This is a genomic window from Lysinibacillus sp. GbtcB16 (assembly GCF_019091145.1).
GTDB classification, from domain to species: domain Bacteria; phylum Bacillota; class Bacilli; order Bacillales_A; family Planococcaceae; genus Lysinibacillus; species Lysinibacillus fusiformis.
Window position 1 is genome coordinate 896,464 of sequence record NZ_JAGXJV010000001.1, and the last position, 22,838, is coordinate 919,301.

Annotated in this window: 16 protein-coding genes and 2 pseudogenes; 14 read left to right on the plus strand and 4 right to left on the minus strand. The window is 38.3% G+C overall.

Annotated elements, in window-relative coordinates:
• The first annotated feature begins 30 nt into the window (after positions 1-30).
• The 5 genes from hydA to KVT27_RS04390 all read left to right on the plus strand — a co-directional run bounded on the left by hydA (position 31) and on the right by KVT27_RS04390 (position 6,130).
• Positions 31-1,434 (plus strand): dihydropyrimidinase, encoded by a 1,404-nt coding sequence (gene hydA, locus KVT27_RS04370; RefSeq protein ID WP_217580806.1) that lies wholly within the window; start codon positions 31-33, stop codon positions 1,432-1,434.
• A 98-nt stretch (positions 1,435-1,532) separates the two neighbouring features.
• Complete coding sequence (locus KVT27_RS04375) at positions 1,533-2,900, plus strand: NAD(P)-dependent oxidoreductase (protein ID WP_042737473.1); 1,368 nt, start codon at positions 1,533-1,535, stop codon at positions 2,898-2,900.
• Between the two features lie 13 nt (positions 2,901-2,913).
• Positions 2,914-4,176, plus strand: coding sequence for an NAD-dependent dihydropyrimidine dehydrogenase subunit PreA (preA, locus tag KVT27_RS04380; protein WP_217580808.1), 1,263 nt, complete (start codon positions 2,914-2,916; stop codon positions 4,174-4,176).
• A 184-nt stretch (positions 4,177-4,360) separates the two neighbouring features.
• Complete coding sequence (locus KVT27_RS04385; protein ID WP_036124650.1) at positions 4,361-5,878, plus strand: NCS1 family transporter; 1,518 nt, start codon at positions 4,361-4,363, stop codon at positions 5,876-5,878.
• Positions 5,879-5,923: 45 nt separating this feature from the next.
• Positions 5,924-6,130 carry a hypothetical protein gene (locus KVT27_RS04390; RefSeq protein ID WP_036147683.1) on the plus strand — a complete coding sequence of 69 codons (207 nt, stop codon included), beginning with the start codon at positions 5,924-5,926 and terminating at the stop codon, positions 6,128-6,130.
• A gap of 152 nt (positions 6,131-6,282) precedes the next feature.
• Here the strand turns inward: KVT27_RS04390 and bcaP are convergent, their stop codons facing one another.
• On the minus strand, positions 6,283-7,674 hold the full coding sequence (gene bcaP / locus KVT27_RS04395; RefSeq protein ID WP_217580811.1) for a branched-chain amino acid transporter BcaP: 1,392 nt from the start codon (positions 7,672-7,674) through the stop codon (positions 6,283-6,285).
• Positions 7,675-7,943: 269 nt separating this feature from the next.
• Here bcaP and KVT27_RS04400 point away from each other — a divergent pair, with 269 nt between their 5' ends.
• The 4 genes from KVT27_RS04400 to KVT27_RS04415 all read left to right on the plus strand — a co-directional run bounded on the left by KVT27_RS04400 (position 7,944) and on the right by KVT27_RS04415 (position 13,072).
• Positions 7,944-9,317, plus strand: coding sequence for an amino acid permease (locus KVT27_RS04400; RefSeq protein WP_036124653.1), 1,374 nt, complete (start codon positions 7,944-7,946; stop codon positions 9,315-9,317).
• A 149-nt stretch (positions 9,318-9,466) separates the two neighbouring features.
• A complete protein-coding gene (locus KVT27_RS04405; RefSeq protein ID WP_036147685.1) occupies positions 9,467-10,876 on the plus strand; it encodes a spore germination protein in 1,410 nt (469 codons plus the stop codon).
• A 10-nt stretch (positions 10,877-10,886) separates the two neighbouring features.
• Complete coding sequence (locus KVT27_RS04410; protein ID WP_233300907.1) at positions 10,887-11,966, plus strand: GerAB/ArcD/ProY family transporter; 1,080 nt, start codon at positions 10,887-10,889, stop codon at positions 11,964-11,966.
• The gene (locus tag KVT27_RS04415) at positions 11,963-13,072 is read left to right on the plus strand and encodes a Ger(x)C family spore germination protein (protein ID WP_036124655.1); all 1,110 of its coding nucleotides are present in this window, start codon (positions 11,963-11,965) and stop codon (positions 13,070-13,072) included. The genes KVT27_RS04410 and KVT27_RS04415 overlap by 4 nt, the downstream gene beginning before the upstream one ends.
• 47 nt (positions 13,073-13,119) lie before the next feature.
• Here the strand turns inward: KVT27_RS04415 and pgeF are convergent, their stop codons facing one another.
• Positions 13,120-13,881: a peptidoglycan editing factor PgeF gene (pgeF, locus tag KVT27_RS04420; RefSeq protein WP_217580813.1), complete on the minus strand. Its 762-nt coding sequence runs from the start codon at positions 13,879-13,881 to the stop codon at positions 13,120-13,122.
• Positions 13,882-14,049: 168 nt separating this feature from the next.
• Here pgeF and KVT27_RS04425 point away from each other — a divergent pair, with 168 nt between their 5' ends.
• Entirely contained in the window at positions 14,050-14,676 is a 627-nt protein-coding gene (locus KVT27_RS04425) for a transmembrane-type terpene cyclase (protein WP_217580815.1), read from the plus strand.
• Positions 14,677-14,907: 231 nt separating this feature from the next.
• Positions 14,908-15,516, plus strand: a pseudogene (safA, locus tag KVT27_RS04430) (SafA/ExsA family spore coat assembly protein).
• A gap of 160 nt (positions 15,517-15,676) precedes the next feature.
• Here the strand turns inward: safA and KVT27_RS04435 are convergent.
• Positions 15,677-18,169: a winged helix-turn-helix domain-containing protein gene (locus KVT27_RS04435; protein WP_036147689.1), complete on the minus strand. Its 2,493-nt coding sequence runs from the start codon at positions 18,167-18,169 to the stop codon at positions 15,677-15,679.
• A 452-nt stretch (positions 18,170-18,621) separates the two neighbouring features.
• On the opposite strand from KVT27_RS04435, the pseudogene KVT27_RS04440 reads away from it, so the two are divergent.
• From KVT27_RS04440 to KVT27_RS04450, 3 genes and pseudogenes are all read left to right on the plus strand, one after another.
• Positions 18,622-19,560: pseudogene (locus KVT27_RS04440) on the plus strand (beta-propeller fold lactonase family protein); the annotation flags it as partial.
• A 339-nt stretch (positions 19,561-19,899) separates the two neighbouring features.
• A complete protein-coding gene (locus KVT27_RS04445) occupies positions 19,900-20,862 on the plus strand; it encodes a VanW family protein (protein WP_200878335.1) in 963 nt (320 codons plus the stop codon).
• Between the two features lie 100 nt (positions 20,863-20,962).
• Positions 20,963-21,787 (plus strand): methyl-accepting chemotaxis protein, encoded by an 825-nt coding sequence (locus KVT27_RS04450; RefSeq protein ID WP_036124662.1) that lies wholly within the window; start codon positions 20,963-20,965, stop codon positions 21,785-21,787.
• Between the two features lie 43 nt (positions 21,788-21,830).
• On the opposite strand, the gene KVT27_RS04455 is transcribed toward KVT27_RS04450, so the two are convergent.
• Entirely contained in the window at positions 21,831-22,448 is a 618-nt protein-coding gene (locus tag KVT27_RS04455) for an HAD-IA family hydrolase (RefSeq protein WP_036124664.1), read from the minus strand.
• Between the last annotated feature and the right edge of the window lie 390 nt (positions 22,449-22,838).

Here is a 22,838-nt window from a genome sequence, read left to right on the forward strand (position 1 = left end):
CTAATTTTGTGATGAAGGGTGAGGGGCACAGTGAAAAAAATCATTAAAGGTGGAAGAGTAGCAACTGCTGCGGATGTATTTGAGGCAGATATTTTAATTGATAATGGCAAGATTGTGCAAATCGGACAAAATTTAAGTGAGGATGGCGCTGAAATCATTGATGCAACTGGTAAATTTGTGTTGCCAGGGGGGATTGATCCTCATACGCATTTAGATATGCCATTCAATAATACAGTGACAGATGACGATTGGAAGTCAGGAACGATTGCGGCCGCTTTTGGTGGGACAACCACTATTTTAGATTTTTGTTTAACAGCAGGTGAAGAAAAATTGTCAGCTGCCGTAGAAAAATGGCATGACAAAGCCAAAGGAAAGTCTGCTATTGATTATGGTTTCCATTTAATGATTGGTGATTTAACGCCTGAAACCGAAGCCGAATTACCTCAAATTTTAGAGCAAGAGGGAATTACCTCTGTCAAAGTCTTTATGGCTTATGCTAAAGAGTTCCAGGCTTCAGATCGAACACTTTTTAAGGCGTTTAAAATTGCCAAAGATCTTGGAGCATTGGTGATGGTCCATTGTGAAAATGGCTCTGTGATTGATGAACTTGTCGAGGAAGCAAGACGTGCAGGTCATAAGGAGCCGATTTATCATGCTTTAACACGTCCGGCTGAATTAGAGGGAGAGGCAACAAAACGTGCCATTGAATTAGCGCATATTGCCGGAGCAAAGCTATATGTAGTGAATGTAACATGTAAAGAAGCGGTGGATGAAATTATTGCTGCTCGTGAAAAGGGCTATGACGTCTATGGTGAAACATGTCCACCCTATTTAACACTTGATCAATCAGCTCTTGCCCAGCCAGGCTTTGAAGGGGCCAAGTATGTTTGGTCACCTCCTCTTCGCCCGAAATATCATCAAGAACATTTATGGAATGCCCTAAAGGCGAAACAGCTTCAGACAATTGGCTCTGACCAATGCTCCTTTAGCTTTAAGGGTAAAAAACAGTTAGGCCTAAATGATTTCTCAAAAATTCCAAATGGAGGGCCTTTCATTGAGGATCGCTTCAGTATTTTATACTCTGAAGGCGTTGACAAAGGTAGAATTTCGATTCATGAATTTGTCGATATGATTTCAACAAGTGCTGCAAAAATATTTGGTTTATTCCCGCAAAAGGGAACAATCGCCATCGGCTCTGATGCAGATATCGTTATTTTTGATCCAGAGGCAAAACGCCAAATTTCGGCTAAAACACATCATATGAACGTCGACTATAACCCATATGAGGGATGGGAAGTGACTGGCGAGCCTGTTAGTGTGCTAGTACGTGGCGAATATGTCATTGAAAATAAAGAATTTGTTGGTGTACTAGGTAGTGGACAATATATTAAACGTCCTTTAAAAACAGTAGCTGCGGAAGCCTTGAAGATTTAGCTTCCTTCAGTTTTGGACCGATTGTTTTGGCTGGAGAACAAAACAATCGGTCTCGTCAATTGATGCACGGAAAAAAGAACACATGAGGGGGATGTGGAATGGTTCCGATTCAAGAAAATGCGATGACCTTGCAGCTTAAACGTAATTTTGTGGAATTAAAAAACAAGATGACAAAGAATGAGGCTATAGAGGAAGCCAATCGTTGTCTTTATTGTTATGACGCACCATGTATTAAAGCTTGTCCGACAAGTATTCAAATCCCAAATTTCATAAAAAAAATCGCATCTGGTAATATGAAGGGTTCTGCTACGACTATATTAGAAGCAAATCCTATTGGTGCAAGCTGTGCAAGGGTTTGTCCAACGGAAGAATTATGCGAAGGAGCGTGTGTCTTAAACTCTTCAACAAAGCCAATTAAAATTGGGGAGTTACAGCGTTATGCAACGGATTGGGCAATGGAAACGAATGCTCAGCTATTTAAACAGGGGCCAAGTAATGGTCATAAGGTAGCTATCATTGGAGCTGGTCCTGCTGGTTTATCGGCGGCACGTGAACTAAGTCGTTTTGGCTATCAAGTAACTATCTATGAGGCTGAAGCGAAGGCAGGTGGCTTAGGTAGTTTTGGTATTGTAGCGTTCCGATTACCTAATGATGTTGTTGATTGGGAAGTCGAGCAAATTGAACAGCTCGGAGTGGATATTCAAACTAATACGACGGTTGGCGTCGATATTACTGCGGATGAAATTTTGGCAGAATATGACCATGTTATTTTAGCTGTCGGTATGGGGGCTGTTCCCAATCTAGGTATTGAGGGAGAAGATTTAGATGGTGTCCACGATGCTATTGAGTTTGTCAGAAAAACAAAAATGGGACCGCTTACAAATGAAATTGTAGGGAAATGTGTTGCTGTTATTGGTGCCGGAAATACAGCGATAGACGGAGCTACAAGTGCAGTGCGTTTAGGGGCAGACAATGTCCAAATACTTTATCGAAGAACGCAAAAAGAAATGACTGCCTATCAATTTGAATATGAATTTGCGAAGCAGGATGGTGTGGAATTTAAATGGCTCACAGCACCAAAGAAGATTATTGGCAATGAGGATGGCAGGGTAATAGGTATTGAATGCGTAAAAATGAAGCTTGGTGAACCTGGTCCTGATGGTCGACAAAGACCAGAGGAGGTACAGGGCTCTAATTTTATCATCGAAGTGGATGCGGTCATTAAAGCCATTGGGCAAACTCGTTTTGTTTCATTAATTGAAGCATTTGGTTTAGACCATACAAATGGCGTTGTTGATATAGACGAGACGACGATGCAAACGTCCAATGACAAAGTGTTTGCATGTGGAGACGTTGTCTTTGGCAATGGACAGGGAGAAGCGATGGTGGTGACTGCTGTACAGCAAGGAAAAGATGCAGCATACAAGATTCATGAACGTTTAAGAAAACCAAGTGAGATTGCATAAAGGGGGAACTTACATGGCAGACTTACGCATTAACTTAGCAGGCATCCAATCGCCGAATCCATTTTGGTTGGCATCCGCACCACCTACGAATTCAGGTTATCAAGTACAACGGGCATTTGAAGCTGGATGGGGTGGTGCCGTATGGAAAACATTGGGGGATCCGATTTTAAATGTATCCTCCCGTTTTGCGGCTGTTAGTTTTAACGGTCAGCGTGTAGCCGGCTTCAATAATATTGAATTAATTACAGATCGACCGTTAGAAGTAAACTTACAAGAAATTTATGAGACAAAAAAGAAATTTCCTAATCACGCGATTATAGCCTCTTTAATGGTGGAGCCGAAGCAGGAAAAGTGGCATGAAATCGTAAAACGTGTAGAAGATGTGGGGGTTGATGGTCTTGAGCTTAACTTTGGTTGTCCACATGGGATGGCAGAGCGAGGCATGGGTTCTGCCTCTGGTCAAGTCCCTGAACTGGTGGAAAAACAAACGTACTGGGTAAAGGAAGTGGCACGTACACCTGTCATTGTGAAATTAACACCAAACATTACGGATATTACAGTTACGGCAGAAGCGGCTACAAGAGGTGGAGCAGATGCCATAAGTATGATAAACACGATCAATAGTTTGGCAGGTGTAGATTTAGATACTTGGAATACAGTTCCTCATGTTGCTGGTAAAGGAGCACATGGTGGCTATTGTGGGCCAGCTGTAAAGCCGATTGCACTCAATATGGTAGCAGAATGTGCTCGTAATCCATTAGTCAATGTACCGATTTCGGGCATTGGCGGAATTTCTAATTGGCAGGATGCTGCAGAATTTATACTAATGGGTGCAACCGGCGTTCAAGTTTGTACAGCAGCGATGCACCATGGCTTTAGTATTGTGGAGGATATGATTGATGGGTTGAACAATTATTTAGACGATAAAGGTTTAGCTTCCGTCATGGACTTAGTAGGTCGCTCCGTTTCAAGATATTCCAACTGGGGTGATTTAAACTTAAATTATAAAATTGTCGCAGAAATTAATAATGATGTTTGTATTAATTGTAACAAGTGTCATATTGCTTGCGAGGATACGTCACATCAATGTATTGATCTTTATACAGAAAATGGACGTCCATTGCTAAAAGTTCGTGAAGAAGACTGCGTAGGTTGTAATTTATGCTCTATTGTTTGTCCAGTAGATGGTGCCATTTCGATGGTTGAACGTAAATCAACCGTGCCACCAATGACATGGAATGAACGCCAAACGCTCATTAGCAGTCTCTCAAAATAAAGACTTTTCATCTTTATTCAGTAGTAGACATTTATAGGGATGAGCTATAGCCTATCGAACACCAACTGAATGAAGATAGATGAATAAAATCGAAATTCCACCTTCCTTTCATCAAGTGGCGATGGAGGAAAGGAAAACTTCAAGTAGGTTGTCACGGAAATTAGAAAAAAAGGAGAGAAACTTTATGGAACGTGAAGGGAATTATTTAAAATCCCCAGATTTACTTCCAGTGACACATCAACAAAGAAATATTGGAACATTTGGTTTTGCGGTGATTTGGATAGGAATGGCGATTGTTTTAGCGGCTTTTGCAATTGGCGGTTCAGCCATTATGAATTTATCCTTACCAATGGTTATTTTAGCTACGTTGGTAGGCTCCTGTTTGATCGGTGTCTTTATGACGTTAATTGGTGATATAGGTATTGAGCATGGATTATCATTCCCTGTTTATATGCGTGCACCATTCGGCACATTTGGCACTCATATTCCTTCACTTGTAAGGGGTATAACAGCCGCATGTTGGTTTGGTCTTAATACGTATTTTGGAGCATTGGCGATAAATGGGATTTTAAATTTATTGTTTGATTATGATAATTGGTTTATTTGTTTCCTTGTATTTGCGGCACTTCAGCTCTTTAATACATCACTCGGCATTAAGTCCATTGAGCGCTTCGCTGATTTAGCAGCGCCAGTCATTATTTTAATTTCTTGCTGGATGTATTATACATTAGCTGATAATGCCACGTCGCAAGGGAAAAATATTTGGACGTGGGTAGAAACGCCAACAACGGGCTTTGCTGCCTTTACAGCTTTTATGGTAGTGGTCATGGCAAACATGGGCTTTTGGTCAACACTGGCAGCTGATATGCCATCATTATCTCGCTTTTTTAAAGCACCTAAAAATGAACGCAATTGGTTCAAACGGAATAAAACACAGCTCGTGGGCTCATTAATTGTTATGCCAATAACGAACACATTTATTGTTACAATTGGTGCAGTTTGTTATATGGCAGTAGCATCTGCTGACCCTATCAATGCTTTACAACAAAGTGCGAGTGGTTTTATTTTAGGGGTCCTTTTGTTGATGATTGTGTTAGCACAATGGTCAACGAATACGTCTGCTAATGTTGTACCAGCAGCTACAATTTTCTCAAATATCGGTGGCCCCAAAGTACCTTTTTGGGTAGGGGTTGTTATTGCGGGAATTATTGGTATTCTTGCTCAACCATGGAGTTTATTTGATGTAATGGTCAATGTTCTATTGATTATAGGTGGAATATTAACGGCGATTGTAGGGATATTATTTGCGGATTATTATCTCATTCGCAAACGACGTGTACATGTCAAGGAACTCTATGAATTAGATGGACAATTTAAATACTATAAAGGTTTTAATATCGCCGGGTTAGTGGCCTGGGTAATCGGTGGTGCTATTGCCAATATTTTTTCTACTTATTCTTCTTTAGTAGGGTTCTTTGTAGGAGCAATTGTCTATTATGTCTTAGCGAAGTATTGGTGGTTTAAAAAATACCCTCAAGCAGAGCTAGAAGATCCAAGTGATGCGAAATTTTTAGGTATTACAGTCGGACATAATTTGGATGAATTATTTGGCCAACAAGTACATGCGCCACTGACAGATCAAGAGGAAGAAGAGTTAGTGGAGCAACCAGACCCTCTGCTAGAAATAAAAGGTGCCGAATAAGTGACACTACATCAAGACATTTTCAAAAGAAGGTGAGGTGATGGCATGTCTGAATTCCAACAAAGCAAAGAAGAAATACAAAAAGTGGATCATTATTTAGATAGCGGCTTTAAAATCAAATATGTCTACGAAAATTTAAGTGGGATGTTTGTAGAATTTGCTCGTCAGGAAGAAGTGACATTACTACAAATTCTAACAGCAGATGCACGAAAGTATTTCACAGCAAAATTACAGGAACAAACCTTACTATAATAACGAAGTAACCTCTATTTCATTCGCCAAGGATGGGATAGAGGTTTTTATGTTTGCCAGTTCGTTATGTAACAACAGAGCAAGCCTCTAGTTTTATAGGAATTGACATTAATTAAATTAAAAAAGATGTCTCTATGAGAGACACCTTTTTCTTATCCTTTATTCATTTCGCTATGCTTTCGACCATAAGCCAAATAAACAATGAAACCGATGATGAACCAAATACCACATGCAACCCATGTAAGGACAGAAAGCTGTGATATTAAAAAGAGACATAATAGGAATGATAAAATCGGTAGGACTGGGAAAAACGGTACTTTAAAGCCCCCAGAAGGAATATTTTTATTTTTACGTAAATACACCACACCGATGGATACAATAGTAAATGCGACTAATGTACCCATATTGACTAATTCGGCAAGCTTAGAAAGTGGTACAAATCCTGCACAAAAGGCAACTAGTAATGCGAAAATCCATGTGTTTTTCACGGGAGTTTTAAATTTGGGACTGAGCTCAGCCATACTTTTTGGCAGTAAACCATCACGGCCTAATGCGTATAGTAGTCGTGTTCCTCCATAAGACATAACTAATATAACAGTCATCATTCCAACTACGGCACCTAGTGAGATAATTCCCGCAATCCAATCTTGGTGGACCATCTGCATCACATAGCTAACAGGGTCACTAACATTTAACGCATGATAAGGAACGATACCCGTTAAAACCATTGATACAGCAACATAAAGCACCGTACAAATAAGTAAAGAACCGATGATACCAATGGGCATATTCCGCTTTGGATTTTTAACTTCCTCAGCAGCCGAAGATACCGCATCAAAACCTAAATAAGCAAAAAATACAAGTGCTGCTCCACTGAAGATGCCACTTATGCCAAATGGTAGAAAGGGCTCCCAGTTAGTAGGCTTTACATAAAATACCCCCACGCCAATAAATAGTAAGATGACAGCGACCTTCAAGAAAACCATCCAAGTATTGAATCGAGTGGATTCTTTAATACCAAGGGTTAATAAAAATGCCGTAGCAAAAATAATCAAAATCGCAGGGACATTCATATATGTGCCAGCAGCAGGATTAAAGGCTCCTGAAATTGCTTGAGGCAAAACGATATGAAAGCCGGCAAGAAGTGAGTTTAAGTAAGATGACCAACCTGTTGCAACAGCGGCAACAGCCAGTCCATATTCCAAAAGCAAAGCCCAACCTACTAACCACGCTATAATCTCGCCAAAGACAATATAGCCATACGTATAGGCGCTCCCAGTTACGGGGACACTTGATGCAAATTCGGAATAACACATGCCTGCAAAAGCGCAAACCATGGCAGCGATAATAAAGGAAAAAACGATCCCAGGCCCAGCATGTGTTGCTGCCACCGTTCCGGGCAAGATGAAAATACCAGTGCCAACGATGGCACCCACTCCTAATAATATAAGATCAAAGGCACCTAACGTTTTCTTTAGTTGAATAGTCCCGTTGTTTTGTAATAGTTCCTCAATTTTCTTTTTTCTAAATAATGTTTTACTCACATTCAATCCTCTTTTTCTTAGAAATATGTAAAAATATTATACTTTTTTGATAATTAGGTCAATCTTTTTGTCGAAATAAAGTGAAAAAACTAATATATTTAGAATTTTTTGAATAACGATAGTAAGAGAGCCCTCCATATGCCAAATCTATCAAAAAAACATTATTTTTTGTTTTTCCTAAAAATACAATTGTCTTTTTTAGAAAAATTGATTATGATTTTAAAGTATATTCAACGTAGATAGAACAACAGGAAAAGAGGCGTTATGGAGTGGCCAACAAAGAATTACAACGAGGATTAGAGGCACGTCACATCCAAATGATCGCACTTGGCGGTACGATTGGTGTGGGCTTATTTATGGGTTCTGCAAGTGCCATCCAATGGACAGGACCTTCAGTACTCCTTGCCTATGGAATTGCAGGTATTTTTATATTTTTCATTATGAGAGCAATGGGTGAGATGCTTTATATGGAGCCAAGTACAGGCTCTTTTGCAACATTTGGCTATAAATACATTCACCCTCTAGCAGGCTATTTAACGGCATGGAGCAACTGGTTCCAATGGGTAATTGTTGGGATGTCTGAAATTATAGCAGTGGGAACGTATATGCAGTATTGGTATCCCGATTTACCAGCATGGATACCGGGTCTAATTGCGATGATAATATTAGGTGTGGCAAACTTCATCTCGGTTAAATCTTTTGGTGAATTTGAATTTTGGTTCGCCATGATTAAAATCGTAACCATTATATTAATGATTGTAGCGGGGGTTGGACTGATCTTCTTTGGCTTTGGTAATGATGGTATTGCGATTGGCCTATCAAATCTATGGAGTCATGGTGGCTTCTTTACTGGTGGCTGGACAGGCTTCTTCTTTGCATTATCGTTAGTAGTTGCAGCCTACCAAGGGGTAGAGCTTATTGGTATTACAGCAGGGGAAGCAAAAAATCCACAAAAGACAATTACGAATGCTATTCAAAGTATTATTTGGCGCATTTTAATTTTCTATATCGGAGCTATTTTTGTCATTGTGACAGTGTATCCGTGGGATGAATTGGGTACGATCGGTAGTCCTTTTGTTGCGACATTTGCTAAGGTAGGTATTACAGCTGCTGCTGGTATTATTAATTTTGTCGTTATTACAGCTGCTATGTCTGGCTGTAACAGTGGTATTTATAGTGCAGGACGTATGCTATATACGCTTGCGATGAATGGACAAGCACCGAAATTTTTCGCGAAGCTCTCTAAAAATGGTGTACCTTTATTTGGTACAGCTGGCGTGCTAATTGGTTTAGTGATTGGTGTCATTTTAAGCTATATTGCACCACAGAATTTATTTGTCTATGTGTATAGTGCAAGTGTTTTACCAGGAATGATACCGTGGTTCATTATATTAATTAGTCAAATGAAATTTAGAAAAGTAAAAGGTGAACAATTAGCGAATCACCCGTTCAAAATGCCATTAGCCCCTATTACGAATTATTTAACGATTATCTTCTTAATTATGGTGCTGGTTGGCATGTGGATTAATGACGATACGCGTATATCATTAATCGTAGGAATTGTATTTTTAGTAATTGTAACTATTAGCTATTATGCTTTTGGTATTGGCAAAAATCGCTACCGTACGGATCAGGGCGAATAGCAAAAAAAGGTGCTTCTCTCAACAAGAGAGGCATCTTTTTTTTGCCTATTTTTGCTAGCAAATTTTTTACATAATCATCCGTAAACATGCCAAACTATAAAAAATTACATGTGGACTGGTATTCGTTGAAATAAAAGGGGTTGAACGGAATGCACGAAATGCCTGAACAGCTTGTTGCAAAATTAAAAAAGGAAATAAATGATGTAGATGATGTAAAGCTAAATATGATTGCAACAGAAGAAGGGGATGTTACCCTAATCTATTTTTCTTCACTTATAGAAAAAATGACGTTACAAACAATGGTATCTATTCCGTTAACCAATAATATTAAACAAATTCATCAAATGGCTCAATATGTGGACCCTAAAGATATACAAGGCGTCATTAAAAAATTGAACTCTGGGCAAACACTGCTATTTTTCCATGAAACCAATGCACTTTTAAGTATGGATACGTATAGTGCACCTACAAGGGCCATTACAAATACTGAAACAGAATCAACAGTTATTGGGCCTCAGGATGCATTTACGGAATCTTTGGAGACCAATATTTCTCTAGTGAGAAGACGAATTCAAAGCGCACAGCTAAAAAATGAAAATCGTATTGTTGGTTCAGAGGCTAATATTAAAATTTCCATTATGTATATGGATAATATTGTGAACCATAAAAACTTAGACGATCTTCGGAATCGTATTGATCAGGTGGAATTCCCTTTATTTACGGATATTTCGGTGTTGAAGCAATTAATTGAGGATAATCCGCTATCCCCATTTCCACAATATTATATGACGGTACGCCCCGATAGTATTTGTCGATACTTAATTGACGGCCGTATTGTCATGTTTATGGATAATAGCCAATTAGCGATTGTCTGTCCGACCTCATTTTTTGAAATGTTCGTGTCGATTGAGGATTATTATAACCGATGGACAACAGCCTCTTTACTAAGGATGCTGCGCTTCTTTGGTTTTTTCTTAACGATCATGATTACGCCCATGTATATTTCTGCCTTAACCTTTCATCCAGAAATATTGCCATATGAGCTTTTGTTAAATCTTCAAGAATCGAGAAGTAAAGTGCCATTTCCCCCTCTTATCGAAGTGTTATTTATCGAGCTTATTGTAGAGGTATTACGGGAAGCGGGTTCTCGAATGCCTGCCAAAGTCGGACAAACAATCGGTATCGTAGGAGGTATTGTCATTGGGACTGCGGCTGTGCAGGCAGGATTACTTAGTAATATTCTCATTGTGTTGGTGGCCACTTCTGCACTATTATCTTTCCTACCACCGATTTTCTTAATGAGTAATACGAGCCGATTTGTACGTTATATTTTCATTTTATCTGCTGGGTTATTTGGTCTATTTGGACAAATGCTTGCCTTTGCTTGGCTAATACATCATTTATTAAGTTTAAAATCATTAGGAACTCATTATATGACGCCAGGTATACCGAGAAAACCAACGGATTTATTAGATAATGTCATCAGATTTCCTATCAACTATTTAACGAAAAAGTCGGGTATTTCAAGGGCTCAGAAAAAAACGACAGAGGAGAAATGAGGTAAAAGACTTGGGCGCAGCTAACGCAAAAATGTTAAATCGCTATCACGTCATTTTTTTGGCCCAAAGTATTATGGTTGGGACTGGGATACTGTCATTGCCACAAAAATTGAGTGCGATGGGCTATACCGAGTGGTTTATGCCTGTCATATTCGGTATAGTCGCTACCTTAACACTTTGGCCAATAGTTTGGCTTTGCTCCAAATACCCGAATGACCATTTATTTCGTATCAATGAAATTCTGTTGGGAAAAGTGTTAGGGAAGGGCGTGAATTTCTTATTTGTTATTCAATTTATTATCTTTAGTGCAGGAATTATTAGCAACTATATGCATCTCATACAAAGTACAGCTTTACAAGAGCAAACGATCACATTACCTGTTTTTTGCTTCTTACTTTTACTGATTTATATTGTAAGCGGGGGCATTAAATCCATTGCTAGATTTTGCATGATGGCTTTTTTTATTACGATTGGGATGTTCTATTTTACACGATGGGCCATTGAAAAAGGGGAGGTAAGTCATTTACTTCCTTTACTTAATTTTAGTGGGAAAGATTTTTGGAATGCATTTAAAGAAGGATATTTATCAATTCTTGGCTATGAATTAATTTTATTTTATTTTCCCTATATTATCGATCAGAAAAAAGCCTTTCGCCATTCATTGATTGGTATTTGGATTAGTATTTTTCTTTGTTTTTTTACGACAGTAGTCAGTGTCATGTATTATTCTGAATGGCAGTTGAAAAATGTAGAGTTTTCCGTCTTAAATTTATTTAAAGCAGGCGAGTTTACCTTTGTAGAACGAATCGATATTATCGGTATTACATTATGGGTATTTTTAATATTATCGACAGTCACAGCCTATGTATGGTGTGCCAAACTAGGGGTGGAATCCGTGTTTAAAAAGAAAAATAGTTTTCCATTATATGTGATTGCAGCAGTCATTTTCTTCATTATTAGAATGCCATTTTCTAGAGAATTCCAAGAGAAGCTTTTTACAGCGAGCAATTATATTGGTTATATGCTAATTATTTGGCCAATCTTCTTAAGCATGATCTATGTAGTACGAAAAAAGAAGGTGCAACAATGAATAGAAAGCTACTACTAGTCATATTTACGCTCTTAGTGTTATTAGCAGGTTGTTCAAGAAAAGAGCTGAAGGTCCCATTAGAGGATATTGGTATGGTTGGCACTATGGCTTTTGATTATATAGACGAAGACCAAATGAAATTAACGGTAGCCATTCCTCAATATGCACCAGAAGCACCACAAAACACACAAATTTTCTCGGTATCTACAGATCTTGTATCGAATGGCATCGTAGAAATCGAAAAGCTTTCGGATAAAAAGATTGTCTTTAACCAATTACGTGTCGTGCTCGTTAATGAAGAATTTGCGCGAAAAGGTGAGATACGAAAGGTTATTCAGCATCTATACAGAAATGCTGAGGTGGGTAATAAAGTACTCATTGCTATTGTGAAAGATAAAGCAGAGGGAATTATAAAAGGAAATTATCCAGATAAACCAAATATTAATTTATACATTAATGATTTATTGGAACCAAGCATAAATACGGCTTTTAATCCGAATACGAATATTCATGATTTTATGTATACAATAACGAATCCTGTAACGGATACGATTATTCCATATCTTGAAAAGCATGATGATAAAATTGAAATTAAGGGTGTGGCTGTTTTTCAAGGGAACCATATGCATGATGTCATCAAGCCTGAGGAGGCACTTATTGTTCAGGCATTACTAGGCAGAAAAAGTCTAGCGCCTCTCCATCTAGATATACATGAGGGACATGGGGAGGAAAAATTGATGATAGATTTAATTGAGAGCTCTATCAACATGCAAAGTAATAAAAATATTGAATCACCACAGCTCATCATTCGTCTAAAGATTAAAGGAACATTAAGTGAATACAAAGGAGCAAGAGAGTACAAGCTGAATACGATTGAGAGCATTAGCCGGTTAGAAAAAGATGTTAATAAGCAACTAGAAGTGGATATTACCAAGTTTTTAGATAAACTAAAAAATATGGATGTTGATCCTAGTGGGCTAAGTGAAAAATTTAGAATGTATGATCATGGAAAGTGGACGACCCAAAAAACGAGGGAAGTCATAGGTAAATTACAAACGGAAGTACATGTCGAGACGTCGATCATAAGTACAGGTACGTTAAAATAAACAGGACAATCCTTCTGAAGTTAAAGTGGATTGTCCTTTTTGTTCGTTTAAGATTTTCGCATGATAAAGCTTAAATGTCTGCCTGCCTGTTTGTCCTGACGATAGGAGAAGCCATCAGGGCTAAGGAATGTACAAGTGGCATCAATTTGGATTTGCTCAGATGGAATACCAGCAAGCTCACATTGTTTTTTCACCGTTTTTTGATTATCAATATGGTATTTATTCGTCTCAGCATTCAAATACATAAAATCTTCTGCATAACCAAGGCTGTGGAACTTCTCATAAACATCAGCATCTACCTCGAATTTTTGCTGGCTTAATGCCATACCAATTTGAACGTGAAAATCCTCTGGTCGACATTGTTCTTCTTCCGACAGATGCTGAAACAGTTTAGGTGTAATTTCTTTAATTGTGCCCTGCCAACCTGAATGAATGACGCCCACTAAACCATTGACCACATTATAAAAAATTACAGGAACGCAATCTGCTGTAAAACTGCATAATAATAAATTAGGCTCAACTGTATAAAGAGCATCAGTGTTTTTCACAGCCGTATCCATTTGCTCGGCGCCACGTCCTTTATCGGCTAAGGTCACTCGATGGAAATTGGCACTATGTGTTTGTTCCGTACAAATAAAATCTTGTAGGTCGCAGTTCAATGCTGTTGCTAATTGTTGACGATTGTCAATGACATCATGGATATGATCGCAAACATGCAACGCCATATTATTATGCTCTAATTCCATCGTATCCTTTAAGGTAGTGCCAGCGATAAATTGATCATTATCTACATATATTTTTGATTTCATTCAATCACCCCGCTTTACTATATAGGATTCCACTAAGAATGTATAGGTTCCATTCCCTTGAATATTTGTTACTCCTTTCCCTTACCCTACTAGCAAACTTTTAGACATAATGAATAGATTTCTTAACATATAGTATGGGGAATCATGTGTGGAGGGAGTGAGGAAAAAATGGCTCAATTAGATATTTTATTAATTTGCCAAATAGGCATGGGTCTTTTCTGGATCATTACATATCTATTAGTTATTTATAAAGGGTGGAAGGATAAAAAATACGGCATGCCTATGGTTGCTATTTGTGCCAATATTGCATGGGAATTTATCTTTACTTTTCTTTACCCACAAAATGACCTTCAACGATTGATTACACTCACTTGGCTCATATTAGATGTCGTTATACTGATGCAATTTTTACGTTTTGCACCACCAGAATATCGGAGAATCCTCTCTAAAAAATTATTATATGCTTCTTTTTTGGTCACTTTAATTTTTAGCATGTTCCTGATTTTAGGGATTATTCATCAATTTCAGGATTTTGAAGGGAAGTACGCAGCGTTTTTGCAAAACCTTATGATGTCAGGATTATTTATCGGTTTATTATTGCGAAGAGGGAATTTAGATGGTCAATCCATGGGCATTGCTGTCTGTAAGATGATTGGAACATTGTTTGCTGCAGTTGGTTTTTATCTTTATTTCCGTACGCCGTTCATTACCATTATTTCTATGGCTACTCTTTTTTATGACTGTCTCTATATTCTATTAATTTACCAAATGAAGAGGAAATTAGTAGCGAAGTAGGGTTTCTTCAGTAAATAGGGAAGGCTTATTTAGTTGGTAATGTTTGTTAATGACAATTAGATTGCAATTTGATGACAAGGTGTATCATGAAAAATGGTGTTAAATTGGGATTCGTCGATTTTTGTTGATCGTCTGTCATGTATTTGTAAAAATCCTTCCAAATATTTTGTGATGATTATTGCTCCGAAACTATTTACGATGATAGGAGAGCAAACAGGAAGGATGATAGACATGTTGAAAAAAGTAAAAAAAGCGGCACTTGCTTCAGTTATTGCAGCTTCATTATTAGTACCAGTGGGGGCAATGGCGGCTGAATCCTATACGGTCTCATCTGGTGACACTCTTTGGAAAATCGCATTGAAAACAGAAACAGGTGTGCAAGAATTAATGGATGTAAACCCACAGCTTGCCAATCCAAATCAAATTTATCCTGGACAAAAAATAAATGTCCCTGTAAAGGAACAAGCAAGCATTGAACAAGAAGTCATTAAACTAGTGAATGCGGAACGTGCCAAAGCAGGTCTTTAAGCATTACAAGACGATTGGGAGTTATCAAGAGTAGCCAAATACAAATCTCAAGATATGCATGATAAAAAATACTTTGACCATACAAGCCCAACATATGGAACGCCATTTACGATGATGAAAAATTTCGGCATTTCATATCGATCAGCCGGTGAAAATATTGCCAAAGGGCAACGCTCTGCACAGGAAGTCGTTACAGCTTGGATGAACAGTGAAGGCCACCGTGCGAATATTCTCAACAAAAACTATACACATATCGGTGTAGGTTATGTAGCAGATGGCAACTACTGGACGCAAATGTTTATACAAAAATAAAAGATGAACTGCCCAATCAGGTAAGACTGAGTTTGGGCAGTTTTTTTACTAGAATTTATTATTATTTCACTGGATCTTCTAAGGGCGGTGTACAATTATAAATAAATGAATCTTTATACCAAAAGGCATCCGTGTCAGTCACCGATGCCTTTTAGGAGCTTTAATGTTTTTTGAGTGCAATCGCCTTGGCTCGTGAATTGACCCCTAGCTTACTATAAATTGTAGATAAATAAACACGAACAGTGCCTTCTGATAAATGCAGACGCTTAGCGATTTCACGATTAGTTATACCATCTACTAGCAAATCATAAATATCTTTTTCCCGTTGTGTCAGCATTGATGGAGCTTTTGTAGGAAATGCTGTACCTTCTTTCAGATAACTAAAATAAACTGTCGGTATGGATTCCCATCGTTGATGAAGCTGTTTGAAATAAATTTCTAATAGCGGCTCTAAATCTTTTTCATCTAAAAAGGATCGAACATAATAGAAGGGTGCTGCGAGTTCGAAAGCCTCGTGTAAAGTTTCTAAGGCAAGTTCTTGGTGACCTAGTCGGTATTGACAAATAGCTTCAAGAATCGTGGCTTCAATAATTGTAGCAATTTGCTCTTCCTGCTGGCCTTTCATTTTTATCTGAATCAAGCTCGTTAAGGCTTCGTTCGGCTTTTCCTTCAATAATAGTAAACGGGCGTGTACTAAGAGCCAGAATGGTTGCTTTGATTGGGTAGACTGTAAGATCAACTCAGCCTGATGACGATCGCCTGCAATAATATGACAGTAGGCTTGCATAATTTGTATAGATGTACGCCAGTGCTTTTCCGTCACATCCTCTAATAGCTGGGTCAGCATAGCAACAGCTGAACTTATTTGATGTTGCTGGATATAGATTTTTGCTTTCAGGAGATACATGGGGATACATAATCCAGGATCTTGTAATTGATGGCCAAGCTTAAGTGCCATTTCTATTTCTTTATGCGTAAACGGTATTAGGTTGCGTTCATACAATGATTCGGCGGCAACACCATAGCTAAAAGCAGTTACATTAGCTGTTTGTAAAGACGTTTCTCGAAAAAGCTCACTTATGACTGCTCCTTGTTCCATTGTTTGAAGTTTTCCTTTTGAGCCAATGCTTGTTCGTAAAAGCTTATATTCAAAACTATTATAGGGAATAGGCACATGATCCCATCTAGAAGGGATATGTCCTTTGGCGAGCTGTTTTCTCATAATTTGTTCCACTAACTGTAAATCACCACCAGCGGCAACGATAGCAAAAGCCTTTGCGCTTTCATAAATATAGGTCATGGCCGCATGTTCCTCTTGCTCCATCCATTGTTCAGTCAGCTGCCGCAATTCAAGTTCCTCCATAAGAGATGACGCTGCTTCAACTTCGGTGGTTGAAATCGATGTCAAAAAGCCAATGACGAGCATTTCATAAGAGACTTTATATTGGTCATGACGAAGCTGGTGCAACCACCGCATAAACGTTGCTGTTTGACCTGATAAAAAAAGCTGAACAAGATGATCGGTCATCCATGGCGTCGCTAGGTCATATTGTCCATGTTTAAGTGCTAATTCAATAGCAGAAATATAATCCCCTTGGTCATAAATGAATTGAGATGTTTCTAGAACGAGATTATGTATGTCCTGCTTCGAAAATTGTCTTGTTAATTCCATTTGCAATGCTTCCGCTAATAAATGATGGTAACGGAATATGGGCTGTTTGGATTGCAGCCGAATGGTGAAAAGTCCTTTTGCTTCTAAATGTTCCAATTGTTCAAGACTATTTGTCTGTTTGGTCAATTGATCACAAATAGCAGGATCCAGCTCCTGCAATAGGGAAGTGCGCAGCAAAAATTGTTGTGTTTCAGAAGGTAGATTATGAATAATTTCTTGCCATAGAAATTCTGAAATAAAGGGCTGTGCGGCTTCTTCCAAAGCTTCTATATCAGGGTCATGCGCAAAGCTGGTTAACAATAATCCGGCAACCCAACCTTCAGTTTTATCTAAAATAGCTTGCAGCTGTTGGTGGTTGAGAGTAGGTAAATGTTTGCAGGAAAAAAATCGCTTCACCTCCTGTAACGTAAAGCGTAAATGTCCCGAATGGATTTCATGTATCCACTGCTTCACTCGCCACTTAGCTATTGGTAGTGTAGGGACGGAACGAGAGGACATATAGATATGGGCATGACTAGGTAAATATTCTACGAATTGTGTCATGAGTTGATGTATCACTGGATTTTCTATGACATGATAATCATCTAGTACAATCGAGATGGGCTGTTGGATGGCATTCATTTCTTCTAACAGAGAATAGATAAAAAATTCAAGTGTTGCAGGGTCCTGCGAGTTGAGGAGCGGTGTAAGAATCTGATCTATTTCACTTTTAGAAGACCTAGCAATAGCGTGTAAAATATATGTCCAGTAACGTATCGGATCATTATCAGCAGCATCTAGGGAAACCCATGCAGTGGTTTCTTTTTTATTTTTCAACCAGCTAGTTAGTATACTGGTTTTTCCATATCCCGCTGGAGCTCGTAAAATCGTTAATTTAACATGTATATATTGATCGAATAAATCGAATAATTGAGTTCTTTCTATTAAAGTGGGTGAATGATGTGGCATTGTTATTTTAGAAGATAATAATGTTTGAGGCATCTTAACTTCCTCCTTTAGTTCAGAAAAGTTCCACAATTTTCATTGTACTAAACTATTATCATTTTTTCGTATGTTAATAGTCCTATCATTTCCAACTTTCATTGCTTTTTTGGTGTCTAAATGTAATGGTAGTGGACATTCAAAACTGAGTCCATCGTTCTTCCTCTTTTTCATGATCCATTTCAACATGGTACAAAGCCTATCTGCCCTCACGCAAAAAAAAACTAAAAGTGCTTGGCATCTCATGTAAACAACTAAACTACACATTTCACAGAAGTTCAAATAGGTGAATATACAAGAAACCCAGTTTGGTGGGCATATAGTAGCCATATATGTCTGGGAGGTTGTTCAGTGTGGGAAAAGAACAAAAATTTTTTAGGATCAAGTTTAAATCAAATCCAGGTTGTCATTGCCATTGCTGCGGTTTTTGTTGCCCTTGTCGTTGTAAGCACCCATTTTTACCAGTACCACCGACTTGTCACTATCTTGTCTATGTAACAGACGCTGGACAGTTAGCAACTCCTGATAACAGAGTATCAGTGATCGATACAGCAACCAATACGATAGTTGCTTCCATTCCAGTAGGAACAGCTCCACTAGAAGTAGCAATCACACCAAATGGTGCGTTTGGTTATGTGCCAGCACTCTTCTCCGATAATGTCACAGTTTTTGATACAGCGACAAATATGGTAGTCACTACGATTCCAGTAGGAAGTGAGCCTCTTGGTGTAGCGATTTCACCAAATGGTGCCCTTGCCTATGTCTCCAATCACGGATTAGGCGCTAACTCTGTATCCGTCATAGATACAGCGACAAATACTGTCACGGCTACTATTCCAGTAGGGCTTCAACCTCAAGGTATCGCCTTTACGCCGAATAGTGCGTTTGCTTACGTGGCAAATGAAAATTCAGGGAGTGTATCTGTTATAAATACAGCGACAAATATGGTGGTTGCTACTATCCCTGTTGGAATTCGCCCAAGATCAATTATCTTCACATTAAATGGACAATTTGCTTATGTTACAAATGAAAATAGCAATAATGTTTCTATCATTAATGTTGCAACCAATACAGTCGTTGGTACAATCCCTGTAGGAACTGGACCTGTAGGATCAGCCATTACACCTGATGGAACACTTTTGTATGTCGTCAACAAAGGTAGTGATACCGTATCTGTCATCAGTACAGCGACCAATATGGTGATAGCAACAATCCCTGTTGGATCTTCACCTGACCAAGTAACGATCTTGCCGAATGGCACTTTTGCATATGTCACAAATCAAACGGACAATACAGTGTCTGTCATAGATATAGCAACCAATATGGTAGTGGATGTAATCCCAGGATTTAATGGACCGACTGGTATAGATACAGGGGTAATTTGTTTATAGCCTGTAATAAAGGCAGTTAATTTCATCCACCAATGTTCTGGTAGCTGAAAAGTTTCAACAAAATAATTGTTGAACATCATATTGGGGTAGCGGTCGTTTGTTTAAACATGTCTTGATGCCAAGCTATCCCAGCTTTACATAATAAAAAGCCTACCTAATTCACTGTGATCTTTCATAGTAAGCAGATGCGGAAGTTTCATTTTGTCAGGCAAACAAATAAATATCTACAAAAACCACACACTATAAACAATATATGAATAAGATGTCTCTGTAGTATGACCATAGAGGTAGGTGTATATGTTGAAAAGGAAGTTAGTTTACGCATTTTGTGTTTTATGTATGGTGGGACTAGTAGGTTGTCAAAAAAATATGAACAACGACCAAAGTCTAGAGCAAGAAAATCAACCTTTAAAACAGCCAATCGAAGAAATGAAAAAGCCTGTTACCTATGAGCAAGTTCCACAAAAGGGGCCGGGGCCGACTCTTGTGGAGATTGTAGATCCTAATACAAAGAAGATCATTGAAACCATTTCACCAAAGGATAGCGGCTATGAGACAAATATGCATGTCTATCAGCAGCATATTGAGCAGTTAGCAAAGGAAATAGCAAGAGGGACGGATGAAGTGGAAGGCTATGACCAGCGAATGATGCTTGATCGTTTGGATGAAAAAGGAAAAGTAATCAAGGGAAGGCCACAAATGATTTTAAAAGAAAGTGAATTAGTAGAGAAAATTCTGGCAGCCTCTGCGACTGGTGGTCAAGTGGAGATACCTCTTTATTTGACGCAAAGTGGTTATTCTTTTGAGGACATTCCTTATTTAGAGGAGGTCGTTGTAGCATCCTATACGACTTATTTTAATAGCGCTGATCTGGGAAGAAATAAAAATATTGAGCTTTCTGCTGAGGCTATTAATAATGTTATCGTGGGTAGTGGTGACCATTTTTCATTTAATACGATGGTTGGACCTCGAGATGAGGCAAATGGCTATCAGCCTGCACCAGAAATTATTAATAAAAAAGTGGTAATGGGGATTGGTGGGGGTATTTGTCAAACTTCCTCGACCCTCTTTAATGCAGTGGATCAGCTACAAGTCAAGTATGTAGAACGTCACCATCATTCTCTAGATATTGGATATGTGCCAAAAGGAAGGGATGCGACGGTTGCCTATGGAAGCTTGGATTTTAGGTTTCAGAACACTAGTGATGTTCCATTTTTAATTCAAACTACCTATGGAAAAGATTTTTTGACGATCGACATACGAACTGCTGAAAAATATGTAGAAATATTGACAAAGGGTTAATACTGCGAAAAGACACCATAGGACGTTGGTGTCTTTTTATAAGTGTCATGATATAGTTAAAATTGAATAGTTAGTAAATATTTGGGGAGGGGGACAGACAATGCATCCAAAACTCATGGCCGTCATAGAGACGATGGATTTATATCAGGCAACATACCCAGAAGATGCTTGTGTCATAGTGGCAGACACTGAAAAAGTACTGGCCTATAAGCCGGGGAAGCATGTTGACTTGAAGGTAGGTGTAGGTGAGCCTGTACATAAATATCGAGGAACAGCAACGGAAATCGCGTTGAGTTCAGGTCGATTCGTTAAAGAGGAACGAGGAGCAGAGGGGTTTGGTATGGCCTATATCGCCTCGGCACAGCCTATTTTTGATGGAGGTCAAATTATAGGTGTAGTAAGTGCCATCATTTCCAATGAAAAAATGGATCATATGCGTCTATTGGCGACGGATCTTTCGAGTGCGGTTGAAGAAATGACTGCCACAAATGAAGGATTAGCTACAGCCAGTATAGATGTTTCCAATCGTTTAGGGGCACTATCAAATTTCTCCGAATCAATGGCAGGTGATATTGAACAAATTAATGTAATTGTTCAATTAGTAAAAGACTTAGCGATGAAATCTAAAATTCTTGGATTGAATGCATCGATTGAAGCGGCACGTTCAGGGGAGCATGGTCGTGGTTTTGCAGTTGTTGCATCTGAAATACAAAAAATGTCCCAAAGCAGTACAGAAAGTGCGAATAGTATTACGAAACAATTAGAAAGCATTAAACAATCGATTGATCAGGTGAATGCTTCCGCAAATCAAGTTGCTGCGTTTACCCAGCAATTTGCGACGAGTATGCATGAATTAAGTGATGCGTATAAAGGGGTAAATCAGACAGCTGAAAAGTTAATGCATATTAGCGAAATCAAAGTTTAAACATAGAAAGGATAATAGCCAGTAAAGGGCTATTATCCTTCTATTAAATAATCTCTAAAATTTCCTCAGGCGTTGCTACCTTGTATTCTGGCTCTTCATTTTGTATAACTTCAATGGCATCATAGCCCCATTCCACCCAAATAATAGGTACTCCAGCTTTTTTACATGCTACAATATCCCTTTGTTCATCCCCTATATATACCACTTCAGTTGCTGAAACATTCGATTCCTTTAAAAACTTCTTCATGACTTTATCCTTGCCAAAAATACGATTGGAGCAAAGGACATCTGCAACACAGTGAATGCCATTCATTTTGAGAAACTCTAAAATATTTTCCTTCGAATTGGAAGATATAATTATAATCTTATACCCTCTTTTATCAATTTCGAGCAAAACTTCCTTCATCCCTTCAAAAAGATGAACATCGTTTAAAGATTGGCGATACAATTTGTAAAATTGTGGTAAAATCATAGGTAATTTATACATGGGGAAGTCAAATAATTTACTACGTTCTGAAATCGATAATTTTTTTAATGTATCAATTTCCTTCAATTCAATTCCTTTAAATTTATATTTTTGTGCTAACGTATTCCATGCTGATGCAAACACGGCGGTCGAATCTGCCAGCGTTCCATCAAAATCAAAAATTATATGCTTCATGGCAAACTTTCTCCTTTATCATCTAGTTGTATTGACGTTTTATGCTTAAAAATGTTACATGTAATGGGCAATTGATTGGGTCATGAAACATGGAACAACAATCAAAATAAAAGGTCTGTAAACATCATATGGTAAATATTATCAGAAAATGCGGCGTTTGCAACGGAAATCATGTAACAAAAGAAGGTGTCACAAAAATCAATGGATATTTGGAATGTTTAGCTTTATCTCTGATACTAAAGGATTAACACAGCTTGTATCATTTAGACTAGCGAAGGATAATATGTTTGGCTGAAAGCTATGAAATAATGAAGTAATTGGACCGAAATTAATAGGGGAGCGATACGTATTTCCAGACCTATCACGCTAAGGTAATAGGTCTGGTATCTA